The sequence below is a fragment of the Phytopseudomonas daroniae genome (assembly GCF_004327275.1).
In the GTDB taxonomy this organism is placed as follows: domain Bacteria; phylum Pseudomonadota; class Gammaproteobacteria; order Pseudomonadales; family Pseudomonadaceae; genus Aquipseudomonas; species Aquipseudomonas daroniae.
In genome coordinates this window covers 82406-100709 of the sequence record NZ_QJUJ01000005.1, presented here as the reverse complement: position 1 = coordinate 100709, position 18304 = coordinate 82406, and the positions used below count along the sequence as shown (strand labels likewise).

General features: G+C 63.2%; 22 protein-coding genes. 13 read left to right on the top strand and 9 right to left on the bottom strand.

What is annotated here, in order from left to right; genetic code table 11:
• Positions 1–71: 71 nt before the first annotated feature.
• Positions 72–755, bottom strand: a complete 684-nt coding sequence (locus DNK10_RS13875) for a response regulator transcription factor (protein ID WP_131181888.1) — start codon at positions 753–755, stop codon at positions 72–74.
• Positions 756–789: 34 nt separating this feature from the next.
• On the bottom strand, positions 790–1089 hold the full coding sequence (locus tag DNK10_RS13870; RefSeq protein ID WP_131181889.1) for a YciI family protein: 300 nt from the start codon (positions 1087–1089) through the stop codon (positions 790–792).
• A 108-nt stretch (positions 1090–1197) separates the two neighbouring features.
• On the opposite strand from DNK10_RS13870, the gene DNK10_RS13865 reads away from it, so the two are divergent.
• From DNK10_RS13865 to rluB, 6 genes are all read left to right on the top strand, one after another.
• Positions 1198–2061 (top strand): PHP domain-containing protein, encoded by an 864-nt coding sequence (locus DNK10_RS13865; RefSeq protein WP_131191971.1) that lies wholly within the window; start codon positions 1198–1200, stop codon positions 2059–2061.
• A gap of 12 nt (positions 2062–2073) precedes the next feature.
• A complete protein-coding gene (locus DNK10_RS13860; RefSeq protein ID WP_131181891.1) occupies positions 2074–2703 on the top strand; it encodes an L-threonylcarbamoyladenylate synthase in 630 nt (209 codons plus the stop codon).
• 4 nt (positions 2704–2707) lie between these two features.
• Positions 2708–3559 carry a segregation and condensation protein A gene (locus DNK10_RS13855; protein ID WP_131191970.1) on the top strand — a complete coding sequence of 284 codons (852 nt, stop codon included), beginning with the start codon at positions 2708–2710 and terminating at the stop codon, positions 3557–3559.
• Positions 3560–3613: 54 nt separating this feature from the next.
• Positions 3614–4423: an SMC-Scp complex subunit ScpB gene (gene scpB, locus DNK10_RS13850; protein ID WP_131191969.1), complete on the top strand. Its 810-nt coding sequence runs from the start codon at positions 3614–3616 to the stop codon at positions 4421–4423.
• A complete protein-coding gene (locus DNK10_RS13845) occupies positions 4420–4599 on the top strand; it encodes a DUF1289 domain-containing protein (RefSeq protein ID WP_131181894.1) in 180 nt (59 codons plus the stop codon). The genes scpB and DNK10_RS13845 overlap by 4 nt, the downstream gene beginning before the upstream one ends.
• Before the next feature lie 134 nt (positions 4600–4733).
• Positions 4734–5909, top strand: coding sequence for a 23S rRNA pseudouridine(2605) synthase RluB (rluB, locus tag DNK10_RS13840; RefSeq protein ID WP_131181895.1), 1176 nt, complete (start codon positions 4734–4736; stop codon positions 5907–5909).
• Positions 5910–6024: 115 nt separating this feature from the next.
• Here the strand turns inward: rluB and DNK10_RS13835 are convergent, their stop codons facing one another.
• From DNK10_RS13835 to hpxX, 6 genes are all read right to left on the bottom strand, one after another.
• On the bottom strand, positions 6025–6948 hold the full coding sequence (locus DNK10_RS13835; RefSeq protein ID WP_131191968.1) for a GGDEF domain-containing protein: 924 nt from the start codon (positions 6946–6948) through the stop codon (positions 6025–6027).
• Positions 6949–7220: 272 nt separating this feature from the next.
• On the bottom strand, positions 7221–7961 hold the full coding sequence (locus tag DNK10_RS13830; protein WP_131181897.1) for a YciK family oxidoreductase: 741 nt from the start codon (positions 7959–7961) through the stop codon (positions 7221–7223).
• 109 nt (positions 7962–8070) lie between these two features.
• Positions 8071–8742: an N-acetylmuramic acid 6-phosphate phosphatase MupP gene (mupP, locus tag DNK10_RS13825; RefSeq protein WP_131191967.1), complete on the bottom strand. Its 672-nt coding sequence runs from the start codon at positions 8740–8742 to the stop codon at positions 8071–8073.
• Positions 8743–8910: 168 nt separating this feature from the next.
• Positions 8911–9294, bottom strand: coding sequence for an oxalurate catabolism protein HpxZ (gene hpxZ, locus DNK10_RS13820; RefSeq protein ID WP_131191966.1), 384 nt, complete (start codon positions 9292–9294; stop codon positions 8911–8913).
• Positions 9295–9298: 4 nt separating this feature from the next.
• Complete coding sequence (locus DNK10_RS13815; RefSeq protein ID WP_131191965.1) at positions 9299–10693, bottom strand: AtzE family amidohydrolase; 1395 nt, start codon at positions 10691–10693, stop codon at positions 9299–9301.
• Positions 10690–10878, bottom strand: coding sequence for an oxalurate catabolism protein HpxX (gene hpxX, locus DNK10_RS13810; protein ID WP_131181901.1), 189 nt, complete (start codon positions 10876–10878; stop codon positions 10690–10692). The genes DNK10_RS13815 and hpxX overlap by 4 nt, the downstream gene beginning before the upstream one ends.
• Before the next feature lie 131 nt (positions 10879–11009).
• Here hpxX and DNK10_RS13805 point away from each other — a divergent pair, with 131 nt between their 5' ends.
• The 7 genes from DNK10_RS13805 to hpxK all read left to right on the top strand — a co-directional run bounded on the left by DNK10_RS13805 (position 11010) and on the right by hpxK (position 17498).
• On the top strand, positions 11010–11849 hold the full coding sequence (locus tag DNK10_RS13805) for a MurR/RpiR family transcriptional regulator (protein ID WP_131191964.1): 840 nt from the start codon (positions 11010–11012) through the stop codon (positions 11847–11849).
• Between the two features lie 263 nt (positions 11850–12112).
• Complete coding sequence (locus DNK10_RS13800; RefSeq protein ID WP_425273853.1) at positions 12113–12907, top strand: transporter substrate-binding domain-containing protein; 795 nt, start codon at positions 12113–12115, stop codon at positions 12905–12907.
• A gap of 10 nt (positions 12908–12917) precedes the next feature.
• Entirely contained in the window at positions 12918–13583 is a 666-nt protein-coding gene (locus tag DNK10_RS13795; protein WP_131181904.1) for an amino acid ABC transporter permease, read from the top strand.
• Positions 13583–14239, top strand: coding sequence for an amino acid ABC transporter permease (locus tag DNK10_RS13790; protein WP_165493682.1), 657 nt, complete (start codon positions 13583–13585; stop codon positions 14237–14239). The genes DNK10_RS13795 and DNK10_RS13790 overlap by 1 nt, the downstream gene beginning before the upstream one ends.
• The gene (locus DNK10_RS13785) at positions 14220–14957 is read left to right on the top strand and encodes an amino acid ABC transporter ATP-binding protein (protein ID WP_131181906.1); all 738 of its coding nucleotides are present in this window, start codon (positions 14220–14222) and stop codon (positions 14955–14957) included. The genes DNK10_RS13790 and DNK10_RS13785 overlap by 20 nt, the downstream gene beginning before the upstream one ends.
• Positions 14958–14988: 31 nt before the next feature.
• Positions 14989–16221: a pyridoxal-phosphate-dependent aminotransferase family protein gene (locus DNK10_RS13780; protein WP_165495989.1), complete on the top strand. Its 1233-nt coding sequence runs from the start codon at positions 14989–14991 to the stop codon at positions 16219–16221.
• On the top strand, positions 16221–17498 hold the full coding sequence (gene hpxK, locus DNK10_RS13775) for an allantoate amidohydrolase (protein WP_131191961.1): 1278 nt from the start codon (positions 16221–16223) through the stop codon (positions 17496–17498). The genes DNK10_RS13780 and hpxK overlap by 1 nt, the downstream gene beginning before the upstream one ends.
• 36 nt (positions 17499–17534) lie before the next feature.
• On the opposite strand, the gene ubiG is transcribed toward hpxK, so the two are convergent.
• A complete protein-coding gene (gene ubiG / locus DNK10_RS13770; RefSeq protein ID WP_131181909.1) occupies positions 17535–18233 on the bottom strand; it encodes a bifunctional 2-polyprenyl-6-hydroxyphenol methylase/3-demethylubiquinol 3-O-methyltransferase UbiG in 699 nt (232 codons plus the stop codon).
• Between the last annotated feature and the right edge of the window lie 71 nt (positions 18234–18304).

The window sequence follows — 18304 nt, the reverse complement described above, 5'->3', positions numbered from 1 at the left end:
TCCACCCTACGTCTGCTTTCGCCTTGTAGCGTCCTGTCAGGCTTCTGGCTCGGGAGACGTTGAACAGGCTCTCAGATTGCGTAGTAATAGCCGCGGCTGCGCAGGGCGATGATGCGTTGGCGGCCGTCCGGGTGCGGGCCGATCTTCTTGCGCAGGTTGCTGACGTGCATGTCCAGGCTGCGGTCATAGAGGGTCAGCTTGCGGCCAAGAGCCAACTGCGCCAGCACCTGCTTGTCCACCGGCTCGCCGGGCTGCTTGAGCAGGGCTTCCAGCACACGGCTTTCGGACAGCGTGAGGACGATTTCCTGGCCATCCTCGCCAAGCGCAACCACGCCGCGTGCCGAACTGAAGCGCAGGTCGCCCAGTTCCAGCTGGCTCGAGGTTGCCGGTGGCAGGCTGCGGCGCAGCACGGCGCGCAGGCGGGCGGTCAGCTCGCGAGGGTCGCAGGGTTTGGCCAGGTAATCGTCGGCGCCCAGTTCCAGGCCGAGAATCCGATCCAGCGGCTCGCCGCGGGCGGACAGCATCAGCACCGGTAGCTCCGGGTGCTCGCTGCGCAGCTGTTTGAGCACCTCCAGGCCACTGCCGTCGGGCAGCATCACGTCCAGCACCACGGCATCGGGGGCATTTTGCGCGAGCGCCTGGCGGGCGCTCTGGCCATCGTGGCAGGCGGTGACCTGAAAACCTTCCTGGGTCAGCCAGCTGGCCAACAGATCACAGAGTTCGACATCGTCGTCGATCAGCAGCAGATTGCTCATGGTAAGAGGTGAAGATTCCCAATCAGACTGCCTTTCAAGGCAGCACGTGTTTGAACGGCTTGACCACCACTTCGGCGTAAACGCCGGCATCGCGGTAAGGATCGGCATCGGCCCAGGTCTTCGCTGCATCCAGCGACTCGAACTCGGCGACGATCAGGCTGCCGCTGAAACCTGCCGGGCCTGGATCGTTGCTGTCGACGGCCGGGTTCGGGCCGGCGAGAATCAGCCGTCCTTCGGTTTTCAGTTTTTCCAGGCGTGCCAGATGGGCTGGGCGTACGGAGAGACGACGTTCCAGGGAGTTTTCCACGTCGGTGGCGATGATGGCGTAGAGCATGTCGATCCTTGTGTTCGGAAACATCGGGAGGGAAGGCTGTGCAGTGCCAGCAAGAATCCGCGAGCCGGGGCATAATAACAAACATGAATCATCGGGAAAGCGCCCCTTATGCAGGTTGATCTTCACTGTCACAGCACCGCCTCGGATGGCGCCTTGCCGCCTGCCGAGGTGGTCGCGCGCGCGCACGGGCGTGGTGTTCACATGCTGGCGCTGACCGACCACGACACCCTCGAAGGTCTCGACGAGGCCAGCGCTGCGGCTAAAACGCTGGGGGTGCGGCTGGTCAATGGCATCGAGCTGTCCTGCACCTGGGGCGGTGCGACCATCCATGTGCTCGGCTATGCCTTCGATAGTGATGCGCCAGCATTGCGCCAGGCGATCGCCGACCTGCACCAGGGCCGCTGGTTGCGCGCCGAGGAGATATCCCGGCGCCTGGCGCTCAAGGGCATGGACGGTGCACTGGAAGGCGCGCGTGCCATTCAGCAGGCCCAGGGCGAGAGCGGTAACGCGCCGGCGCGACCGCATTTCGCCGAGTTCCTGGTGCGCGGCGGCTACGTCAAGGATCGCGCCGATGCGTTTCGCAAGTGGCTGGGTTCCGGCAAACTGGGCGACGTCAAGCAGCACTGGCCAACGTTAGATGAAACGCTCGAGACCCTGCGCCAGTCCAACGCGTGGATCAGCCTGGCTCATCCGTGGCAGTACGATTTCACCCGCAGCAAGCGGCGCAAGCTGGTGACAGCCTTTGCGGCGGCTGGGGGCCATGCGTTGGAAGTGGTCAACGGTATGCAGCCTGCGGAGCAGGTCGGTGGCCTGGCGATCCTCGCGCGCGAGTTCGGTCTGCTGGCCAGCGTCGGCAGCGATTTTCACGCGCCGGGCGATTGGTCGGAACTGGGACTGTACCGACCGTTGCCTGATGATCTGTCACCCATCTGGACGCGGTTCGCCTGTTCCCCGTCTGCCGATGCCGTTTGAGAGCCCCTAGCCATGAGCCAGTTTTTCCAGATCCATCCGGAGAGTCCTCAGGCCCGCCTGATCAAGCAGGCGGTCGAAATCATCCGCAATGGCGGAGTGGTGGTCTATCCCACCGACTCGTCCTACGCGGTGGGTTGCGTGATGGGCGCCAAGAGCGCTCTGGAGCGCATTCGCCGTCTGCGCCAGCTCGATGACAAGCACAACTTCACCCTGGTGTGCCGCGACCTGTCGCAGCTCAGCACCTTCGCCAAGGTCGACACCGCGGCCTTTCGCCTGCTGAAGAACCACACCCCGGGCCCCTACACCTTCATCCTCAACGCCACTCGGGAAGTGCCGCGCATGCTGCTGCATCCCAAGCGCCGCACCATCGGCCTGCGTGTGCCCAATCATCCGATTGCATCGGCGCTGCTGGAGGAGCTGGGCGAAACGATGATGAGCGTCAGCCTGATCCTGCCTGGCGAGGAACTGCCGATGAGCGATCCCTACGAGATGCGCCAGATGCTCGAGCATCAGGTGGATCTGATCATCGATGGCGGTTTCGGTGGGCTAGAGGCTTCCACGGTGATCAGCCTGGTGAACGACGAGCCCGAGGTGATCCGCGTCGGCTGTGGCGATCCGTCGCCGTTTACCGAACAGCGCTGAGCCGATGTCGAACCCTGCCGAACACGTCGACAGTCAGGCTGGCACCCAGCAGGAGCTGCCCTTCGCGCTGGTCTACGGCCAGGCGCTGACCGAACTGCCGGTGGATCTGTACATTCCGCCGGACGCCCTGGAGGTGTTTCTCGAAGCCTTCGAAGGGCCGCTGGATCTGCTGCTCTACCTGATCCGCAAGCAGAACATCGACGTACTCGACATCCCCGTGGCGGAGATCACCCGCCAGTACATGGGCTATGTCGAGCTGATGCACAGCGTGCGTCTGGAACTGGCCGCCGAGTATCTGGTGATGGCCGCCATGCTCGCCGAGATCAAGTCACGCATGCTCCTGCCGCGCTCGGCCGAAGCCGAGGCGGAGGAAGACGATCCGCGTGCCGAACTGATCCGCCGGCTGCTGGAGTACGAACGCTACAAGGCGGCCGCCGAAGGTATCGACACCCTGCCCAGGGTTGGCCGCGACCTCATCGTGCCGCGGGTCGAGGCGCCCGAAGCGCGAGCGCGCAAGCTGCTGCCCGAGGTCAGCCTGCAGGAGTTGCTGGTGTCCATGGCCGAAGTGCTGCGCCGCGCCGACATGTTCGAGAGCCATCAGGTCAGCCGCGAGGCGCTGTCGACCCGCGAGCGCATGAGTGAAGTGCTGGAGCGCCTGAAGGGCGGCGCATTCGTGCCCTTCGTCGAGCTGTTCGGCGCCGAGGAAGGGCGCCTCGGTGTGGTGGTGACCTTCATGGCAATTCTCGAACTGGTCAAGGAGTCGCTGGTCGAGCTGGTGCAGAATGAAGCTTTTGCCGCCGTGCATGTGCGCTTGCGTATCGACGCTGGCGAGCAAGAGCAGGAGGAGCCTGTCTAAATGCTAGACTCGCGTGCTCTCGTTTCCCTTGCCTACGGCTGGTAGCCCTCGACGATGAATCTGTCCGACCCTCGCCAACTTTCCACCCTGCTCGAAGGCCTGCTGCTGGCAGCCGGCAAGCCGCAGTCCCTGGAACGGCTGATGGAGCTGTTCGAAGAAGCCGAGCGACCCGAAGCGGATGTGTTCAGAAAGGCCCTGGCGATTCTGGGGGGCAGCTGCAAGGGGCGGGCATTCGAACTCAAGGAAGTGGCCTCCGGCTACCGGCTGCAGATTCGTGAGAGTTTCTCCCCCTGGGTTGGCCGTTTATGGGAAGAGCGCCCACAGCGCTACTCCCGCGCCATGCTCGAAACCCTGGCGCTGATCGCCTACCGTCAGCCGATCACCCGCGGCGAGATCGAAGAGATTCGCGGCGTGGCGGTCAACAGTCAGATCGTCAAAACCCTGCAGGAGCGCGAGTGGATTCGCGTGGTGGGCTATCGGGATGTTCCCGGTCGCCCGGCAATGTTCGCCACCACCAAGGGCTTTCTCGATCATTTCAACCTGAAGAATCTTGACGAACTGCCGCCCCTGGCCGCGCTGCGCGAGCTGGAGCCCGAACCGATTCTGGCCCAGGACGATGACCCGGAGGTGCCACAGAGTCTGCAGGCTCGCGCCGACCTCGCCCTGGGCGACGAGCCCGAAGCGGATGCCGGATCCGAAACCAGCTTCGGTTCGCTGCTGGCCGAGCTGGATGCCATGGAGCAGGGCCTGAAAACCGATTTCGACGACCTGGCGCGTGGTGAGGATGAGCCGGACGACGAGGAGCAGGGTGCGCGCTCTACGCTCGTGGATGATGAGCCCGCCAGCCGTGAAGAGAGCCCATGAAAGACCCCTGCATTGGTGTCTGTAAGTTCAGTGACAGCATCTGCCTCGGCTGTGGGCGCAGCAAGGCCGAGATAAAAGCCTGGAAGAAGCTCGACAAGGGCGAACAGCGCCTGGTCATGGCCGAGGCCGATATGCGTCTGCTGGCTTTGGGCTCCAAGGCGCGGCGCAAGCGCTGAGTCCGACGCTGGACGCCTTCGTCTGGTCAGCTATGCTCTTGCGCCAGGTGCGTCACGTGCCTTATCCGCGTATGATGCGCGCCCCTTCGACGACATGATCGTCCCATCACCAGAAAACACCGGGAGGTGCCCAGATGAGTGAAACCGAAGAATACAGCCCCGCTGGCGAGAAACTGCAGAAAGTCCTGGCTCGCATGGGCCTGGCCTCGCGCCGCGAAATCGAATCCTGGATCAGTGCCGGCCGCGTCAAGGTCAACGGCAAAGATGCCACCCTGGGCCAGCGCGTCGACCTGCATGACGCCATTGCCATCGACGGCCGTGTGCTGCGCCGCGAAGAGGCCGCGGAAAATCTGCGTCGCGTGCTGATCTACAACAAACCCGACGGCGAAATCTGTACCCGCGACGATCCGGAAGGTCGGCCGACGGTGTTCGACCGCCTGCCGCGCCCGAAGGAAGGCCGCTGGATCAATATCGGCCGCCTCGACATCAACACCACTGGCTTGCTGATGTTCACCACTGACGGTGAGCTGGCCAACCGGTTGATGCACCCGTCCTACCAGATGGATCGCGAGTACGCCGTGCGTGTGCGTGGCGAAGTCGACGAGGAAATGATCGAACGCCTCAAGGCTGGCGTGATGCTCGAAGACGGCCCGGCGAAGTTCACCGACATCAAGGAAGCACCTGGCGGTGTCGGCTTCAACCACTGGTACCACTGTGTGGTCATGGAAGGCCGTAACCGTGAGGTGCGTCGCCTGTGGGAATCCCAGGGGCTGGTGGTCAGCCGTCTGAAGCGCGTGCGCTTCGGCCCGGTGTTCATGACCTCCGATCTGCCCATGGGCCGCTGGCGCGAAATGGGCCAGCGCGAAGTCGACATCCTCAGCGAAGAAGTCGGCCTCAAGCCGGTAGCATTGCCGGAAATGAAGGAAAAAGCCCGCGAGAAGCTTGAGCGCCTGCAGCGCAAGGCGGCGAAGCCGATTGGCCGTGGTGAGCGTCCAGCGCGCACCTTGCGTCCGGCCAGTGGCGGCCCTGCTCAGGGTTCCAGCAACGGTCGTGGTTCCCGTGACGAGCAGGGCGAGCGTCCGACCCGTGCGCCTCGCGCTCCGCGTGGTGAGGGTCGTAGCGAGCCATCGCGCGGCACGCCAGTGGCCGAGCGCCCACGTGATGTCGGCAAGAAGCCTGGCAAGCCCCGCGGCGAGCGTCCTGAATCGAACGCGCCGCGCAAGCCTGCTGGCGCCGACAACCGTCGTAGCCGCCCGGCAGGCGAAGGCCAGCGCCCGGGTTTCGGGCGTGGTAGCCGCAAGCCGCAGTAACTGATCTCACGGCAGCTCGCAGGAGCTGCCCGTGATAATGAAAAAGGGCCCCATCCATGAGGAATGGGGCCCTTTTCATTTGCCAGGCAGACGTGCCTCTGCCGTTTGTCGTGGATCAGCTCGCCATGGTCATACAGTTGCGGCCACTGCGTTTGGCGCTGTACAGCGCCTTGTCCGCGCGGGTGAGCAGGCTTTCGATCGGCTCACCGGCTTCGAGGGTGGCGCAACCGAGACTGATCGACATCTCGATGGGCTTGCCCTGCGTCACGTACTGCAGCTCCATCACCGACTGACGCAGGCGCTCGCCGACCAGTGCGGCACCTTCGGATGACGTGTCGGAGAGCAGCACCAGAAATTCTTCGCCGCCGTAGCGGAATACCATGTCGATATTGCGCAGCTGATCCTTCAGGGTCGTGGCGACGGCTTTCAGCATCTCGTCGCCGGCACTGTGACCATGCTCGTCGTTGATGCGTTTGAAATGGTCGATGTCCAGCATCAGCAGTGACAGCGGTTGAGCGTTGCGGCGTGCCAGTTCGATTTCCCGGCCCAGTACCTGATCCATGGCGATGCGGTTGCCGGTGTTGGTCAAAGGATCGCGCAGCGCACTCTGGATGGCGACGCGGTAGAGCAGGGAGTTGCGCAGGGGGAAGAGCAGGCTGGCCAGCAACGCCTCCAGTTGCGCCAGTTCCTGTTCGGAGAAGCGCTGACAACGACGAAAGGTCAGCTCGCCCAGGTACTCGCTCTCGTGGCTGAGGCGGTAGCTGGCCGAATGATTGGCCTGCTGGCCCATCTGCAGACGCAGGTCGCTGCTCGGGTGTTGGTAATCCAGTGCGTCGACTGGTACCAGATGTTGCAGCTCGCGAAAGAACATACCGAGAATGCGCTCTGTATCCAGGCTGGTCTGCAATTGCAGGCCGAGGCGCTGGCGCAACTGGGCGAGGCTGATCGGGCGGGCCTGATCCTTACGATTCGAGAAGCCGAGGCGCTGCAGCTTGGCAGCGTCGAAATCGATCGTGTTTTTCTGGCTGGGTGGAACCATTTTGCTGAACCTTTGGCGCTTCGTTACGGCTTGCGAGCAATAGAGCGAATTTCGTGCCAGTCGTTATGGGCCGTATAAAAGCCTTAAGGTTCAACAGGTTGGCTAAATTGGAGGGTGGCGTATGGCCGTTAGTGGCAATCCGCCGTCAGAAGAACGGCAATCATTTGCCGGTTCGAGCACTGCCGCGACAATTTAATGTCACGGCATATCGGTTCGCGATGGAGGGCGTCTAGGACGGGCAATCCGCTATATCGCCAGATCACCCACAGCGGCTATTGCGCGTCGAAAGCCTGGCCATTGATGCCCTGGCTGTCGGGGCCCATCAGGTACAGATAGACCGGCATGATGGCTTCGGGCTGCGGATTGTTGTCCGGGTTTTCGCCTGGGTAAGCCTGGGCGCGCATATCGGTACGGGTGGCGCCCGGGTTGACGCTGTTGGCGCGAATCGCCGTGATGCCATCGACTTCGTCAGCCATCACCTGCATCAGCCCTTCGGTGGCGAATTTGGACACCGCGTAGGCGCCCCAGTAGGCCCGGCCCTTGCGGCCAACGCTGCTGGAAGTGAAGATCACCGAAGCGTCTGCGGAGAGCTTGAGCAGTGGTAGCAGCGTACTGGTGAGCATGAACGTCGCGTTGACGTTGATCTGCATGACGCGCATGAAATTGTCGCCGGACAACTGCTCGAGCGGTGTGCGCGGGCCGATGATCGAGGCGTTGTGCAGCAGGCCATCGAGCTTGCCGAATTCCTTCTCGATCATGGCCGCCAGTTCGTCGTACTGGTGCGGCAGGGCGCTTTCCAGGTCGAAGGGAATCACTGCCGGCTGCGGGTGGCCGGCCTGTTCGATGGCGTCATAGGTACGCGTCAGGTTGTCTTCGCTCTTGCCGAGCAGCAGTACGGTAGCGCCGTGGGCCGCATAGGTGCGGGCGGCTGCCGCGCCTATCCCGCGTCCGGCTCCGGTGACGAGGATTACACGATCCTTGAGCAAGTCGGGGCGGGCGCTGTAATCGAACATGGGAAAGCTCCTTCGCAGAGCTACAAGCTTCAAGCCATAAGCTTCAAGCAAAAGCTCGCATTCTGAAAATTTCTAGCTGTGCGCCGTCGCGCGGCGTGCCGCTGTCGCCTTAGCAACTGCACAGTGCCTGATCGAGCACGGCACGCAGCTCCAGTGGATGATCGACCACCACGTCCGCGCCCCAGTGACGGGGGTTGTCGTCGGGGTGGATATAGCCGTAGGTCACCGCGGCAGTCTTGGTGCCCGCGTCGCGACCGGATTCGATGTCGCGCAGGTCGTCGCCGACGAACAGCACGCTGGCCGGATCCAGCTTGAGGGTCGAGCAGGCAAGGATCATCGGTTCCGGATCCGGCTTGCTGCGGGTCACGTGGTCAGGGCAGATGAGTATGGAGGAGCGCTCGGCCAGCCCCAGGCGCTGCATGATCGGCTCGGCGAAGCGCAGCGGCTTGTTGGTCACCACCCCCCAGGTCAGTTTGGCGCGCTCGATATCCTCGAGCAGGGCCTCGATGCCGTCGAAGGGGCGCGTCAGTACCGCGCAGTGATCCTGATAGCGCTCGAGGAACTCCAGGCGCAGCGCTTCGAAGCCATCGCTCATCGGGTCGATGTCGAAGGAATTGAGGATCATGGCGCGTGCGCCACCCGAGACGTGGTCGCGGATCAGTTGCTCGTCCACCGGCGGCAGGCCGCGCTCGGCACGCATGGCCTGGCAGATGGCGATGAAATCCGGTGCACTGTCGAGCAGCGTACCGTCCATGTCGAAAAGAACTGCGCGCAGGCGCATCAGGCCTCCTTGGGTATCTGAACCATGTCGTTGACGTGTTGGCCCGCAGGCTGGCGTGTCGCAACGGGCTAGAGACTCATGTTGCCAGTTTCCAGGGCCTGATTGTGCTGCGGTGTGTGTCTCACTGTATGTCACTTTGTCGCAGTGTGCAGCTAGGATGGGCGCAGCTCAGCCCATCAAACTGACCTGTGCGGCCACGATGCGCCAGTTGCCGGCCAGTTTCACCCAGCTCTGTTGCTGGCGCCCGATCCTGTCGCTGCCCTCACGGGTGAATTCGGTACTGCACACCGCGAAGCTGTCACCGTAGGTGGTGATGACGGTATTGCTCAGCTTGCGATCCAGCCCCGCAGCCGGCCGCGAGGCGCGGAATTCACGAATCTCGCCGATGCCGTAGAGGTTTTCTCCAGCACCCAGGCGTACCGTGCGTTCGTCGTGCCAGAACAGCTCGTCCAGCACCTCGATATCGTTGCCGACCAGTGCTTTTTCGTAGCGCTGGAAGGCGGTTGTGACTTCGGCCAGTACGTCAGGGCGATCTATCTGTTCAGGGCTCATCGATTCACTCCAGTTTGGCAGGCGCGGCGTGCGCGATGCCCATGCGCTCGAGCGCGCTGGCTGCACGCAGGCAAGCCTCTTCCTTGAACGGGGCGGCGATCAGTTGCACGCCAATCGGCAAGCCACTGGCGCTGCGCAACGGCACGCTGACGACTGGCAGGCCAAGGAAGGAGATCGGCTGAGCCAGCATGCCCATGCTGGCGCGAGTCGGCAGGTCGGTACCGTTGATACGCATCGTCTCCTGGCCGATGGGTGTCGCACTGGTCGGTGTCGCCGGTGCGATCAACACGTCGACACCGGCGAACAGGGGCAATACCTGTCTCTGGAAGTGGCGCCGGAAGCGTTGTGCCTGCACATACCAGGCGGCGGGGATCATCGCGCCGGCCAGCAGGCGTTCACGTGACAGCGGCTCGAAGGATTCCGGCGAGCTGCGCAGCGCCGGCAGGTAGCTGTTGCCGCCTTCCGACGCGCTGATGATGAACGCCGAGGTACGCGCCAGCTCGGCATCCGCCAGGATGACCTCTTCGCTGGCGTTCAGGGCCTTGGCCACCTGGGCCACGGCCTCGCGGGCGGTGTCGTCGCACCACTGCTGAAAGTAACCGCCAAGTACGCCGAAGCGCAGGCCGTCCAGGTCGCGATCCAGCAGTGCTGCTACTGGTTGATGATCCTGCGTGGCCTGAAACCCGTCTTCAGGGTCATGCCCTTGCAGCGTGTCGTAGACCTCGGCGAGATCGCGGGTTCTGCGCGCCAGTGGGCCGATGTGGTCGAGGCTACCCACGAACGGGTGAGAGCCACTGCGCGACAACCGGCCAAAGGTGGGTTTGAGACCGAAGACGCCGCATAGCGAGGCAGGCACGCGGATGGAGCCGTTGGTGTCACTGCCCAGGGAGAAATTCACCAGCCCGGCCGCGACGGCGGCTGCCGAGCCTCCGGAGGAGCCACCGGCGATACGGGAAAGATCGTGGGGGTTGCGGGTTGCACCGAAATGGGTGTTTTCCGTGGTGAAGCCGTAGGCGTAGGCATCCATGTTCAGCATGCCCGATAGCAGCCCGCCGCTGGCCGCCAACTGGCGTACTGCCCAGGCGTCGATACCTGCCGCGGGGCGGTTCTGAAAGAGACGGGCGCCGGCCAGGGTCGGGAAACCGGCGACATCGAACAGGTTCTTCACCGCATAAGGCACTGCCGCCAGAGCGGGCAGGGGCGAGCCCTGGCGACGCAAGCGATCCAGGCCATCGGCCTCATCCTTCATCCGCTGGTGGGTGATCTGCGTCCAGGCGTTGATCGCTGGATTGTGCTGCTCGATCGCTGCGAGGCTGTGCTCGGCAATTTCGCGTGCGCTGAGGTCGCCCGATGCCAGGGCATTCCTCAATTGGCTGATCGACAGGAGGGCTGGATTCATGCCTTGTACACCCCCGCGACTTCCAGTCTGTCGTCGAGCGGGTACTCCATCAGCGGCTTGGCCATCGCCGCGATGCGGCTGAACTGGGTGAGCAATTCGTGGCGGCGCGCGTCGTCCAGCTCCAGGGCCAGAACCTGTTCCATCTGTGCGACGTACGCTGCCCAGTCGGGCGTGATCTGTGTCATGGTGAACTCCTCTCGGAGGCAGCGGCATAGCCGCCTGGCGCGGGTTGACGAATTCCTGCATTGCGACTTCAAGCAGGCACGTGACTTCCTATATCATCGGCTGAATGAAACGAAAGTTACAAGGCGCCGCCATGAATCAACTCGATGAACGTCTGCGTAGCCACTATTCGCAACTCGCTCCCCAGGAGCAGCGAATCGCCGATTTCGTACTCGATCATTACGACGACCTGGTCAGCTACAACAGCGCCGAGCTGGCGCGTCTGACCGGGGTTTCCAAGGCTACCGTCAGCCGCCTGTTCAAGCGCCTGGGCTACGAAAAATACAAGGACATGCGCGAGGAACTGCGCACGCTGCGCCAGAGCGGCATGCCCGTCGCCGACAGCCGCGACGTGGTGCAGGGCAACACCTTGCTGGCCCGCCATTACAAGCAGGAGATGGCCAATCTCAGCCAATGGGTGAATGGTATCGATGCCAGGCAGTTCACCGAAGTGGTGCAGGCGCTGGGCAACAGCAAGCGCGTTTTCGTCGTCGGCATGCGCAACGCCTTTCCCGCGGCCTTGCACCTGCGTCAGCAACTGCTGCAGATTCGTACCGGCGTTCAGGTGCTGCCCCAGCCTGGCCAGACGCTGGCGGAAGAGCTGGTGGATCTGACTGCCGAGGACATGGTGGTGGTGCTGGCGTTCCGGCGTCGGCCACGAATCATTCGCCCCCTTCTGCAGGCCTTGCAGGTGCAGCAGATCCCGACGCTGGTCATCTGCGAGCCGCAGGCACAGGCGATCATCGAACTGGCCAGGTGGCGGCTCTGCACGCCGCTGGACAGCGTGTCGGCCTTCGACAGTTATGCCGGTGTCAACAGCCTGATCAATCTGCTGGTCAACGCCGTGCTGCACGAGCATTTGAGTGAGGGGCGGCAGAGGATTCATCAGATCGCCGCGCTCTATGGGCAACTCGACGAGCTGGAACCGCGATAGAGCACCTTGATGGTGCGTTAAGGATGAAGTTGGCGCCGTTTTGGCGCCTTTTTTTGTGTGTTTTTACCGAGCGATGAGCCTTCAGCTGCAGTTTTCCCGCTCAGGTCGAGCTCCGTGTAAAGCCATGGAGAGCCCGTCATTCGGCGCTTCCATTCTCTGCAGGCTGATGGCGACGGGAAAAAATGGCGGCATGAAACGCCATGGCACGTTGGTTGCAAAATTGTCGTTAACAAATCTTTTGTTTCATGGCTAACGTTAACGGGGTGTCGAAAATGAAAAAGGGATTGATCGCGATACTGGCTGCCGGTCTTCTGCTGACCCAGGCCGCCGCTGCACTGGCGGATCAGTTGCAAGAGATCGAAAAGCGCGGCGTGATTCGTATCGCCGTGCCTCAGGACTTTCCACCCTTCGGCTCGGTGGGCACCGATCTGCAGGTTCAGGGTTACGACATCGATATGGCCAGGTATCTGGCCAAGGAAATGGGGCTCAAGTTGCAACTTGTCCCGGTCACCAGCGCCAACCGTGTTCCGTACCTGCAGACCAACAAGGTCGACCTGGTTATCTCGAGTCTCGGCAAGAATGCCGAGCGTGAGCAGGTGATCGATTTCAGCGATGCCTACGCACCGTTCTTTCTCGGTGTATTCGGCAGCAAGGACAGCGCTCTACAGAACGCCGAGGAGCTGACGGGCAAATCGATCGGTGTTACCCGAGGGGCGGTCGAGGACATGGTGCTCACCGAGGTGGCGCCGAGCGGCGCGCAGGTGAAGCGCTACGAAGATAACAACACCACCTTGTCGGCGTACCTGTCCGGGCAGGTCGAGTATGTGGCCACCGGCAATCTGGTGGTAGCGGCCATCGAGCGCCAGAGCGCTGATCGGGCACCTGTCGCCAAGTTCATGCTCAAGGACTCGCCGTGCTTTATCGGCCTGCGCAAAGACGAGGCCGCGTTGAAGGCCAAAGTGAATGCGCTGATCCAGCAGGCCAAGGCCGATGGCACCCTCAACGGTCTGTCCGAAGACTGGCTGAAGGCGCCGCTGCCGGCGAACCTGGGCGCATAAGGACTTTGCGATGATGGCGCAGCTGAATTTTTCCGCCCTGTGGCCCTACTGGCCGGAGCTGCTTTCCGGCCTCTGGGTGACCATCCAGCTCACGGTGATGGCCACCGTGGGCGGTGTGGCTCTGGGCATTCTGGGCGCTGCACTGCGCAGCGGCCGCCCGACCATCCCCAGTCGCCTGTGGGGCCTCTACGTCGAGCTGATCCGCAATACGCCGTTCGTGGTGCAGTTGTTCTTCATCGTCTTCGGTTTGCCCAGTCTGGGTCTGAAACTGACGGCGGGCGAGGCGGCACTGCTGGCCATGCTGATCAACCTGGGGGCCTACAGCACCGAGATCATCCGCGCCGGCATCCAGGTGACGCCTCGTGGGCAATGGGAGGCCGGACGCGTGCTGGGCCTGAGCCGTACGCAAACCTTCATTCAGGTGGTATTGCCGCCGTCCCTGAAGCGCATTTATCCGGCGCTGGTCAGCCAGTGCATCATCGTGATGCTCGGTTCGTCGGTGGTTTCGCAGGTATCCCATGAGGAGCTGACCTTTGCCGCCAACCTGATCCAGTCGCGCACCTTTCTGAGCTTCGAGGTCTACCTGGTGACCACACTGATGTACCTGGCCCTGTCCATCTGCATGCGTCAGCTATTGCTGGCCGCCGGCCGCAAATGGTTTGGAGAACAGCCATGATGACCACCTTCACCGACTGGGACATCCTGCGCAACCTGCTCCTGGCCGCTCGCTGGACGGTACTGCTGTCTCTGACCGCGTTCATTGGCGGTACGCTGGTGGCCATTCCGCTGGTCATGGCACGGCTTTCCAAGCGTGTCTGGCCGCATTGGCTGATTCGTGGCTACACCGAGTTGTTCCAGGGCACGCCGCTGCTGATGCAGCTGTTCCTGGCGTTTTTCGGCGTGGCGCTGCTGGGTATCGACGTGTCGCCCTGGACGGCTGCCTCGCTGGCGCTGACTTTCTATACCAGTGCGTTTCTGGTGGACATCTGGCACGGCAGCATCCGTGCGTTGCCCAAAGGCCAGTGGGAAGCCTGTCGCTGCCTGGGGCTGGGTTTCGGCCAGACCCTGTTTCGCGTCGTCCTGCCCCAGGCATTGCGCATCGGTATCGCGCCGACCGTGGGTTTTGCCGTGCAGGTGGTGAAGGGCACGGCCCTGGCGTCGATCATCGGTTTCGTCGAGCTGACCAAGGCCGGCACCATCCTCAACAATGTCACCTACGAGCCCTTCAAGGTGTTCGGCCTGGTGGCGCTTGGCTACTTCCTCATGTGTTATCCACTGTCGCGTTACAGCCAGTATCTGGAGAAGAAATTCAATGCCGCTCATCACCATTGATCAGGTACAGAAGTACTACGGCGACAACCATGTGCTCAAAGGCGTCGATCTCGATATCGAGGTGGGCGAGGTGGTTTCGATCATCGGCCGCAGCGGCTCGGGGAAAAGCACCTTGCTGCGCTGCATCAACGGCCTCGAAGGCTATCAGGACGGCAGCATCAAGCTGGGCGGCATGACCGTTACCGACCGCGATTCCCAGGCGCGGGAAATCAGCCGCTCGATCGGCATGGTGTTCCAGAACTTCAACCTGTTCCCGCACATGACCGCCCGTGAGAACGTCATGCTGGCGCCGCGCCGCGTGCTGAAGAAGAGCGACGCCGAGTGCCGCGAGCTGGCGGCGCAGATGCTGGAAAAGGTCGGCCTCGGCGATCGCATGGACTATTACCCGGCCAACCTCTCTGGCGGCCAGCAGCAGCGGGTCGCCATTGCCCGTGCCCTGGCCATGTCGCCCAAGGTATTGCTGTGCGACGAGATCACCTCGGCCCTCGACCCCGAGCTGGTCGGCGAAGTGCTCAAGGTGCTGGAGCAACTGGCGAAGGAGGGCATGACGCTGATTCTGGTCACCCACGAAATGAACTTCGCCCAGGAGGTTGGCGACCGCGTGGTGTTCATGCACCAGGGCCGTGTGTGGGAGCAGGGCGCCAGCCGTGAGCTGTTCGCCAACCCGCAGACCGCCGAACTCAAGCAATTCATCTCGTCCGTACGCGGACTGAACTGAGCCTCTCATGAGTGTCAACGAGATATCCCAGATGACCACAAGTTACTCGCCGGTGAACCCGCCCCAGCGTCTGCTGATGGGGCCGGGCCCGATCAATGCCGACCCCCGCGTGCTGCGCGCCATGTCCAGCCAGCTGATTGGCCAGTACGACCCGGCCATGACCCGCTACATGAACGAGGTGATGGCACTGTACCGCGGCGTCTTCCGCACCGAAAACGCCGCCACATTGCTGATCGACGGTACCTCGCGGGCCGGTATCGAGGCCATTCTGGTCTCGGCGATTCGCCCAGGCGACAAGGTGCTGGTGCCGGTGTTCGGCCGTTTCGGCCATCTGCTCTGTGAAATCGCCCGGCGTTGCCGCGCCGATGTTCACAGCATCGAAGTGCCCTGGGGCGAGGTGTTCACCCCGCAGCAGATCGAGGATGCGATCAAGCAGGTGAAGCCGCGTCTGCTGCTGACCGTGCAGGGCGACACCTCGACCACCATGCTGCAGCCGCTGGCCGAGCTGGGCGACATCTGCCGCCGCCATGACGTGCTGTTCTATACCGATGCCACTGCCTCGCTGGGCGGCAACCTGCTGGAAGCCGATGCCTGGGGCCTGGATGCGGTGTCGGCCGGCCTGCAGAAATGTCTCGGTGGCCCGTCCGGCACCGCGCCGATCACCCTCAGTGCGCGCATGGAGGAGGTGATTCGTCGCCGCGCCTGCGTGGAGGCCGGCATCCGTACCGCTGCCCATCAGGACGGCGACGACGAGATGATCTACTCCAACTATTTCGACCTCGGCATGATCCTCGATTACTGGGGCCCCGAGCGGCTCAACCATCACACCGAAGCCACCTCGGCACTGTTCGCGGCCCGTGAGTGCGCGCGGGTGATTGGCGAGGAAGGTCTGGATGCGGGTATCGCCCGCCACAAGCTGCACGGTGATGCCCTGCTCAAGGGCATCCAGGGCATGGGCCTGGAGACCTTCGGCAACCTCGAATACAAGATGAACAACGTGCTTGGCGTGGTGATTCCCGAAGCGGTCAATGGCGACCAGGTACGCAAGTTGATGCTCGAGGACTTCGGCATCGAAATCGGCACCTCGTTCGGGCCGCTGGCCGGCAAGATCTGGCGTATCGGCACCATGGGCTACAACGCCCGCAAGGATTGCGTCATGCAGACCCTCTGCGCCCTGGAAGCGGTATTGAACCACCTCGGTCTGCGCACCACTCAGGGCGCTGCGATGCAAGCGGCCTGGGATCACTACAGCGAGCGTTGCTGATGAGTGCCATGGAAAACCTCGCAGCAGGTAGCGCTGGCGCTCGGGTGATGGCGCGCTGCGACGAGCTGGCCGCGATCAGCGAATCCGCCGATGGCCTGACCCGCGTGTACCTGTCGCCAGAGCACCTGCGCGCCAACGCGCTGGTGGGCGAGTGGATGCAGGCGGCCGGTATGCGCGTCTGGCAGGACGCCGTCGGCAACATCTGCGGTCGTTACGAGGGCCAGAGCGCCGGAGCGCAGGCGCTGTTGCTGGGCTCGCACCTCGATACCGTGCGCAATGCCGGCCGCTATGACGGCATGCTCGGCGTGGTCGCCGCCATCGAAACCGTGCAGCATTTTCATGACCGCGGCATACGTTTGCCGCTGGCCATCGAGATCGTCGGGTTCGCCGATGAGGAGGGCACGCGTTTTGGCATCACCCTGCTGGGTAGCCGCGGCCTGACCGGCAGTTGGCCGGAGGGCTGGGTCGATCAGGCTGATGCCAACGGCGTCAGCGTCGCCCAGGCGATGGCTGCGGTCGGTCTGGACGCGGCTGACATTCCCGGCGCCGCACGGAAAAACAGTGATTTCGCCGCCTATCTGGAGCTGCATATCGAGCAGGGGCCGTGCCTGGAGCGTGATCAACTGGCGCTGGGCGTAGTGACGGCCATCAATGGTGCGCGCCGCCTGAATTGCCGGTTCGTCGGCCTGGCGGGGCATGCCGGTACTGTGCCGATGAGCCATCGCAAGGATGCCCTGGCCGCTGCGGCGCAGTGGATGGTCTACATCGAAGCGCAGACTGCGCAGCGCGATCCGCAGTTGGTGGCCACAGTGGGCAGCCTCCAGTGCCACCCCGGTGCGGTCAACGTCATCCCGGGTGAAGTCGCCCTGACCCTGGATGTACGAGGCCCGCAGGATCAGGCGTTGGCGGATCTGCTGGACGACCTGCTGAGCCAGGGCGAGGCGATTGCCCGGCAGCGTGGTCTGGAGTTCCACGCCAGCCAGTACTACGGTATTCCGGCGACCCGTTGCGATGATGCGATGCAGGCGTCGCTGGCACATGTGTTGACCCGGGTGCAGGGGCGCAGCCTGTCGCTACCCAGCGGCGCCGGGCATGACGCGATCGCCATGGCCGAGCGCTGGCCGGTCGGCATGCTGTTCGTACGCTGCGAAGGAGGGGTCAGCCACCATCCGGCCGAGGCCGTGGAGGTTGACGATGTGGCGCTGGCGATTCAGGCATGCGTGGATTGGGTCGAGGCGTTGGCCCTGGAGCCGCCGCAGGCAAAGCCAGCGGCATGAGCGGCGAGTGCGCGAAGGTGCACTCGCCCGGCTGTCTCAGTCTGCCTTTTGGGTGTGCACCATGTAATTGACGTCGACATCGCTGGCCAGCTTGTAGTGCTTGGTCAGCGGATTGTAGGTCAGGCCGATGATGTCCTTGACCTGCAGACCGGCGTCGCGGCTCCAGGCACCCAGTTCCGATGGGCGGATGAATTTCTTGAAATCGTGGGTGCCGCGCGGCAGCAGGCGCAGGATGTATTCGGCACCGATCACCGCGAACAGGTAGGCCTTGGGATTGCGGTTGATGGTGGAGAAGAACACCTGGCCGCCGGGCTTGACCAGCTTGTGGCAGGCACGAATCACCGAGGATGGGTCGGGCACGTGCTCGAGCATCTCCAGGCAGGTGACCACGTCGAACTGGCCGGGCATCTCCTCGGCCATGGCTTCGGCGGTGATCTGCCGGTAATCCACTTCCACGCCCGACTCCAGCTGGTGCAGGCGGGCCACGGCCAGTGGCGCTTCACCCATGTCGATACCGGTCACCGTGGCGCCACGTTGAGCCATGGCTTCGCTGAGGATGCCGCCACCACAGCCGACGTCGAGCACCTTCTTGCCAGCCAGGCCAGCGCGCTCGTCGATCCAGTTGACCCGCAACGGGTTGATCTCGTGCAAAGGCTTGAACTCGCTCTCCCGATCCCACCAGCGGTGGGCGAGGGCTTCGAATTTGGCGATTTCAGCGTGGTCGACGTTGCTCATGGTATTCCCTGAATAAAGCGGGTGCGTGGGGCATGGCGCGTGTGGCGCCCATGTTGCCAGTTCTGCTCGGC

Excerpts from the sequence above, each read along its gene's own strand:
- DNK10_RS13875 (WP_131181888.1), bottom strand. The coding sequence starts at position 755 with ATGAGCAATCTGCTGCTGATCGACGACGATGTCGAACTCTGTGATCTG.
- DNK10_RS13870 (WP_131181889.1), bottom strand. The coding sequence starts at position 1,089 with ATGCTCTACGCCATCATCGCCACCGACGTGGAAAACTCCCTGGAACGT.
- DNK10_RS13865 (WP_131191971.1), top strand. The coding sequence starts at position 1,198 with ATGCAGGTTGATCTTCACTGTCACAGCACCGCCTCGGATGGCGCCTTG.
- DNK10_RS13860 (WP_131181891.1), top strand. The coding sequence starts at position 2,074 with ATGAGCCAGTTTTTCCAGATCCATCCGGAGAGTCCTCAGGCCCGCCTG.
- DNK10_RS13855 (WP_131191970.1), top strand. The coding sequence starts at position 2,708 with ATGTCGAACCCTGCCGAACACGTCGACAGTCAGGCTGGCACCCAGCAG.
- scpB (WP_131191969.1), top strand. The coding sequence starts at position 3,614 with ATGAATCTGTCCGACCCTCGCCAACTTTCCACCCTGCTCGAAGGCCTG.
- DNK10_RS13845 (WP_131181894.1), top strand. The coding sequence starts at position 4,420 with ATGAAAGACCCCTGCATTGGTGTCTGTAAGTTCAGTGACAGCATCTGC.
- rluB (WP_131181895.1), top strand. The coding sequence starts at position 4,734 with ATGAGTGAAACCGAAGAATACAGCCCCGCTGGCGAGAAACTGCAGAAA.
- DNK10_RS13835 (WP_131191968.1), bottom strand. The coding sequence starts at position 6,948 with ATGGTTCCACCCAGCCAGAAAAACACGATCGATTTCGACGCTGCCAAG.
- DNK10_RS13830 (WP_131181897.1), bottom strand. The coding sequence starts at position 7,961 with ATGTTCGATTACAGCGCCCGCCCCGACTTGCTCAAGGATCGTGTAATC.
- mupP (WP_131191967.1), bottom strand. The coding sequence starts at position 8,742 with ATGCGCCTGCGCGCAGTTCTTTTCGACATGGACGGTACGCTGCTCGAC.
- hpxZ (WP_131191966.1), bottom strand. The coding sequence starts at position 9,294 with ATGAGCCCTGAACAGATAGATCGCCCTGACGTACTGGCCGAAGTCACA.
- DNK10_RS13815 (WP_131191965.1), bottom strand. The coding sequence starts at position 10,693 with ATGAATCCAGCCCTCCTGTCGATCAGCCAATTGAGGAATGCCCTGGCA.
- hpxX (WP_131181901.1), bottom strand. The coding sequence starts at position 10,878 with ATGACACAGATCACGCCCGACTGGGCAGCGTACGTCGCACAGATGGAA.
- DNK10_RS13805 (WP_131191964.1), top strand. The coding sequence starts at position 11,010 with ATGAATCAACTCGATGAACGTCTGCGTAGCCACTATTCGCAACTCGCT.
- DNK10_RS13795 (WP_131181904.1), top strand. The coding sequence starts at position 12,918 with ATGATGGCGCAGCTGAATTTTTCCGCCCTGTGGCCCTACTGGCCGGAG.
- DNK10_RS13790 (WP_165493682.1), top strand. The coding sequence starts at position 13,583 with ATGACCACCTTCACCGACTGGGACATCCTGCGCAACCTGCTCCTGGCC.
- DNK10_RS13785 (WP_131181906.1), top strand. The coding sequence starts at position 14,220 with ATGCCGCTCATCACCATTGATCAGGTACAGAAGTACTACGGCGACAAC.
- DNK10_RS13780 (WP_165495989.1), top strand. The coding sequence starts at position 14,989 with ATGACCACAAGTTACTCGCCGGTGAACCCGCCCCAGCGTCTGCTGATG.
- hpxK (WP_131191961.1), top strand. The coding sequence starts at position 16,221 with ATGAGTGCCATGGAAAACCTCGCAGCAGGTAGCGCTGGCGCTCGGGTG.
- ubiG (WP_131181909.1), bottom strand. The coding sequence starts at position 18,233 with ATGAGCAACGTCGACCACGCTGAAATCGCCAAATTCGAAGCCCTCGCC.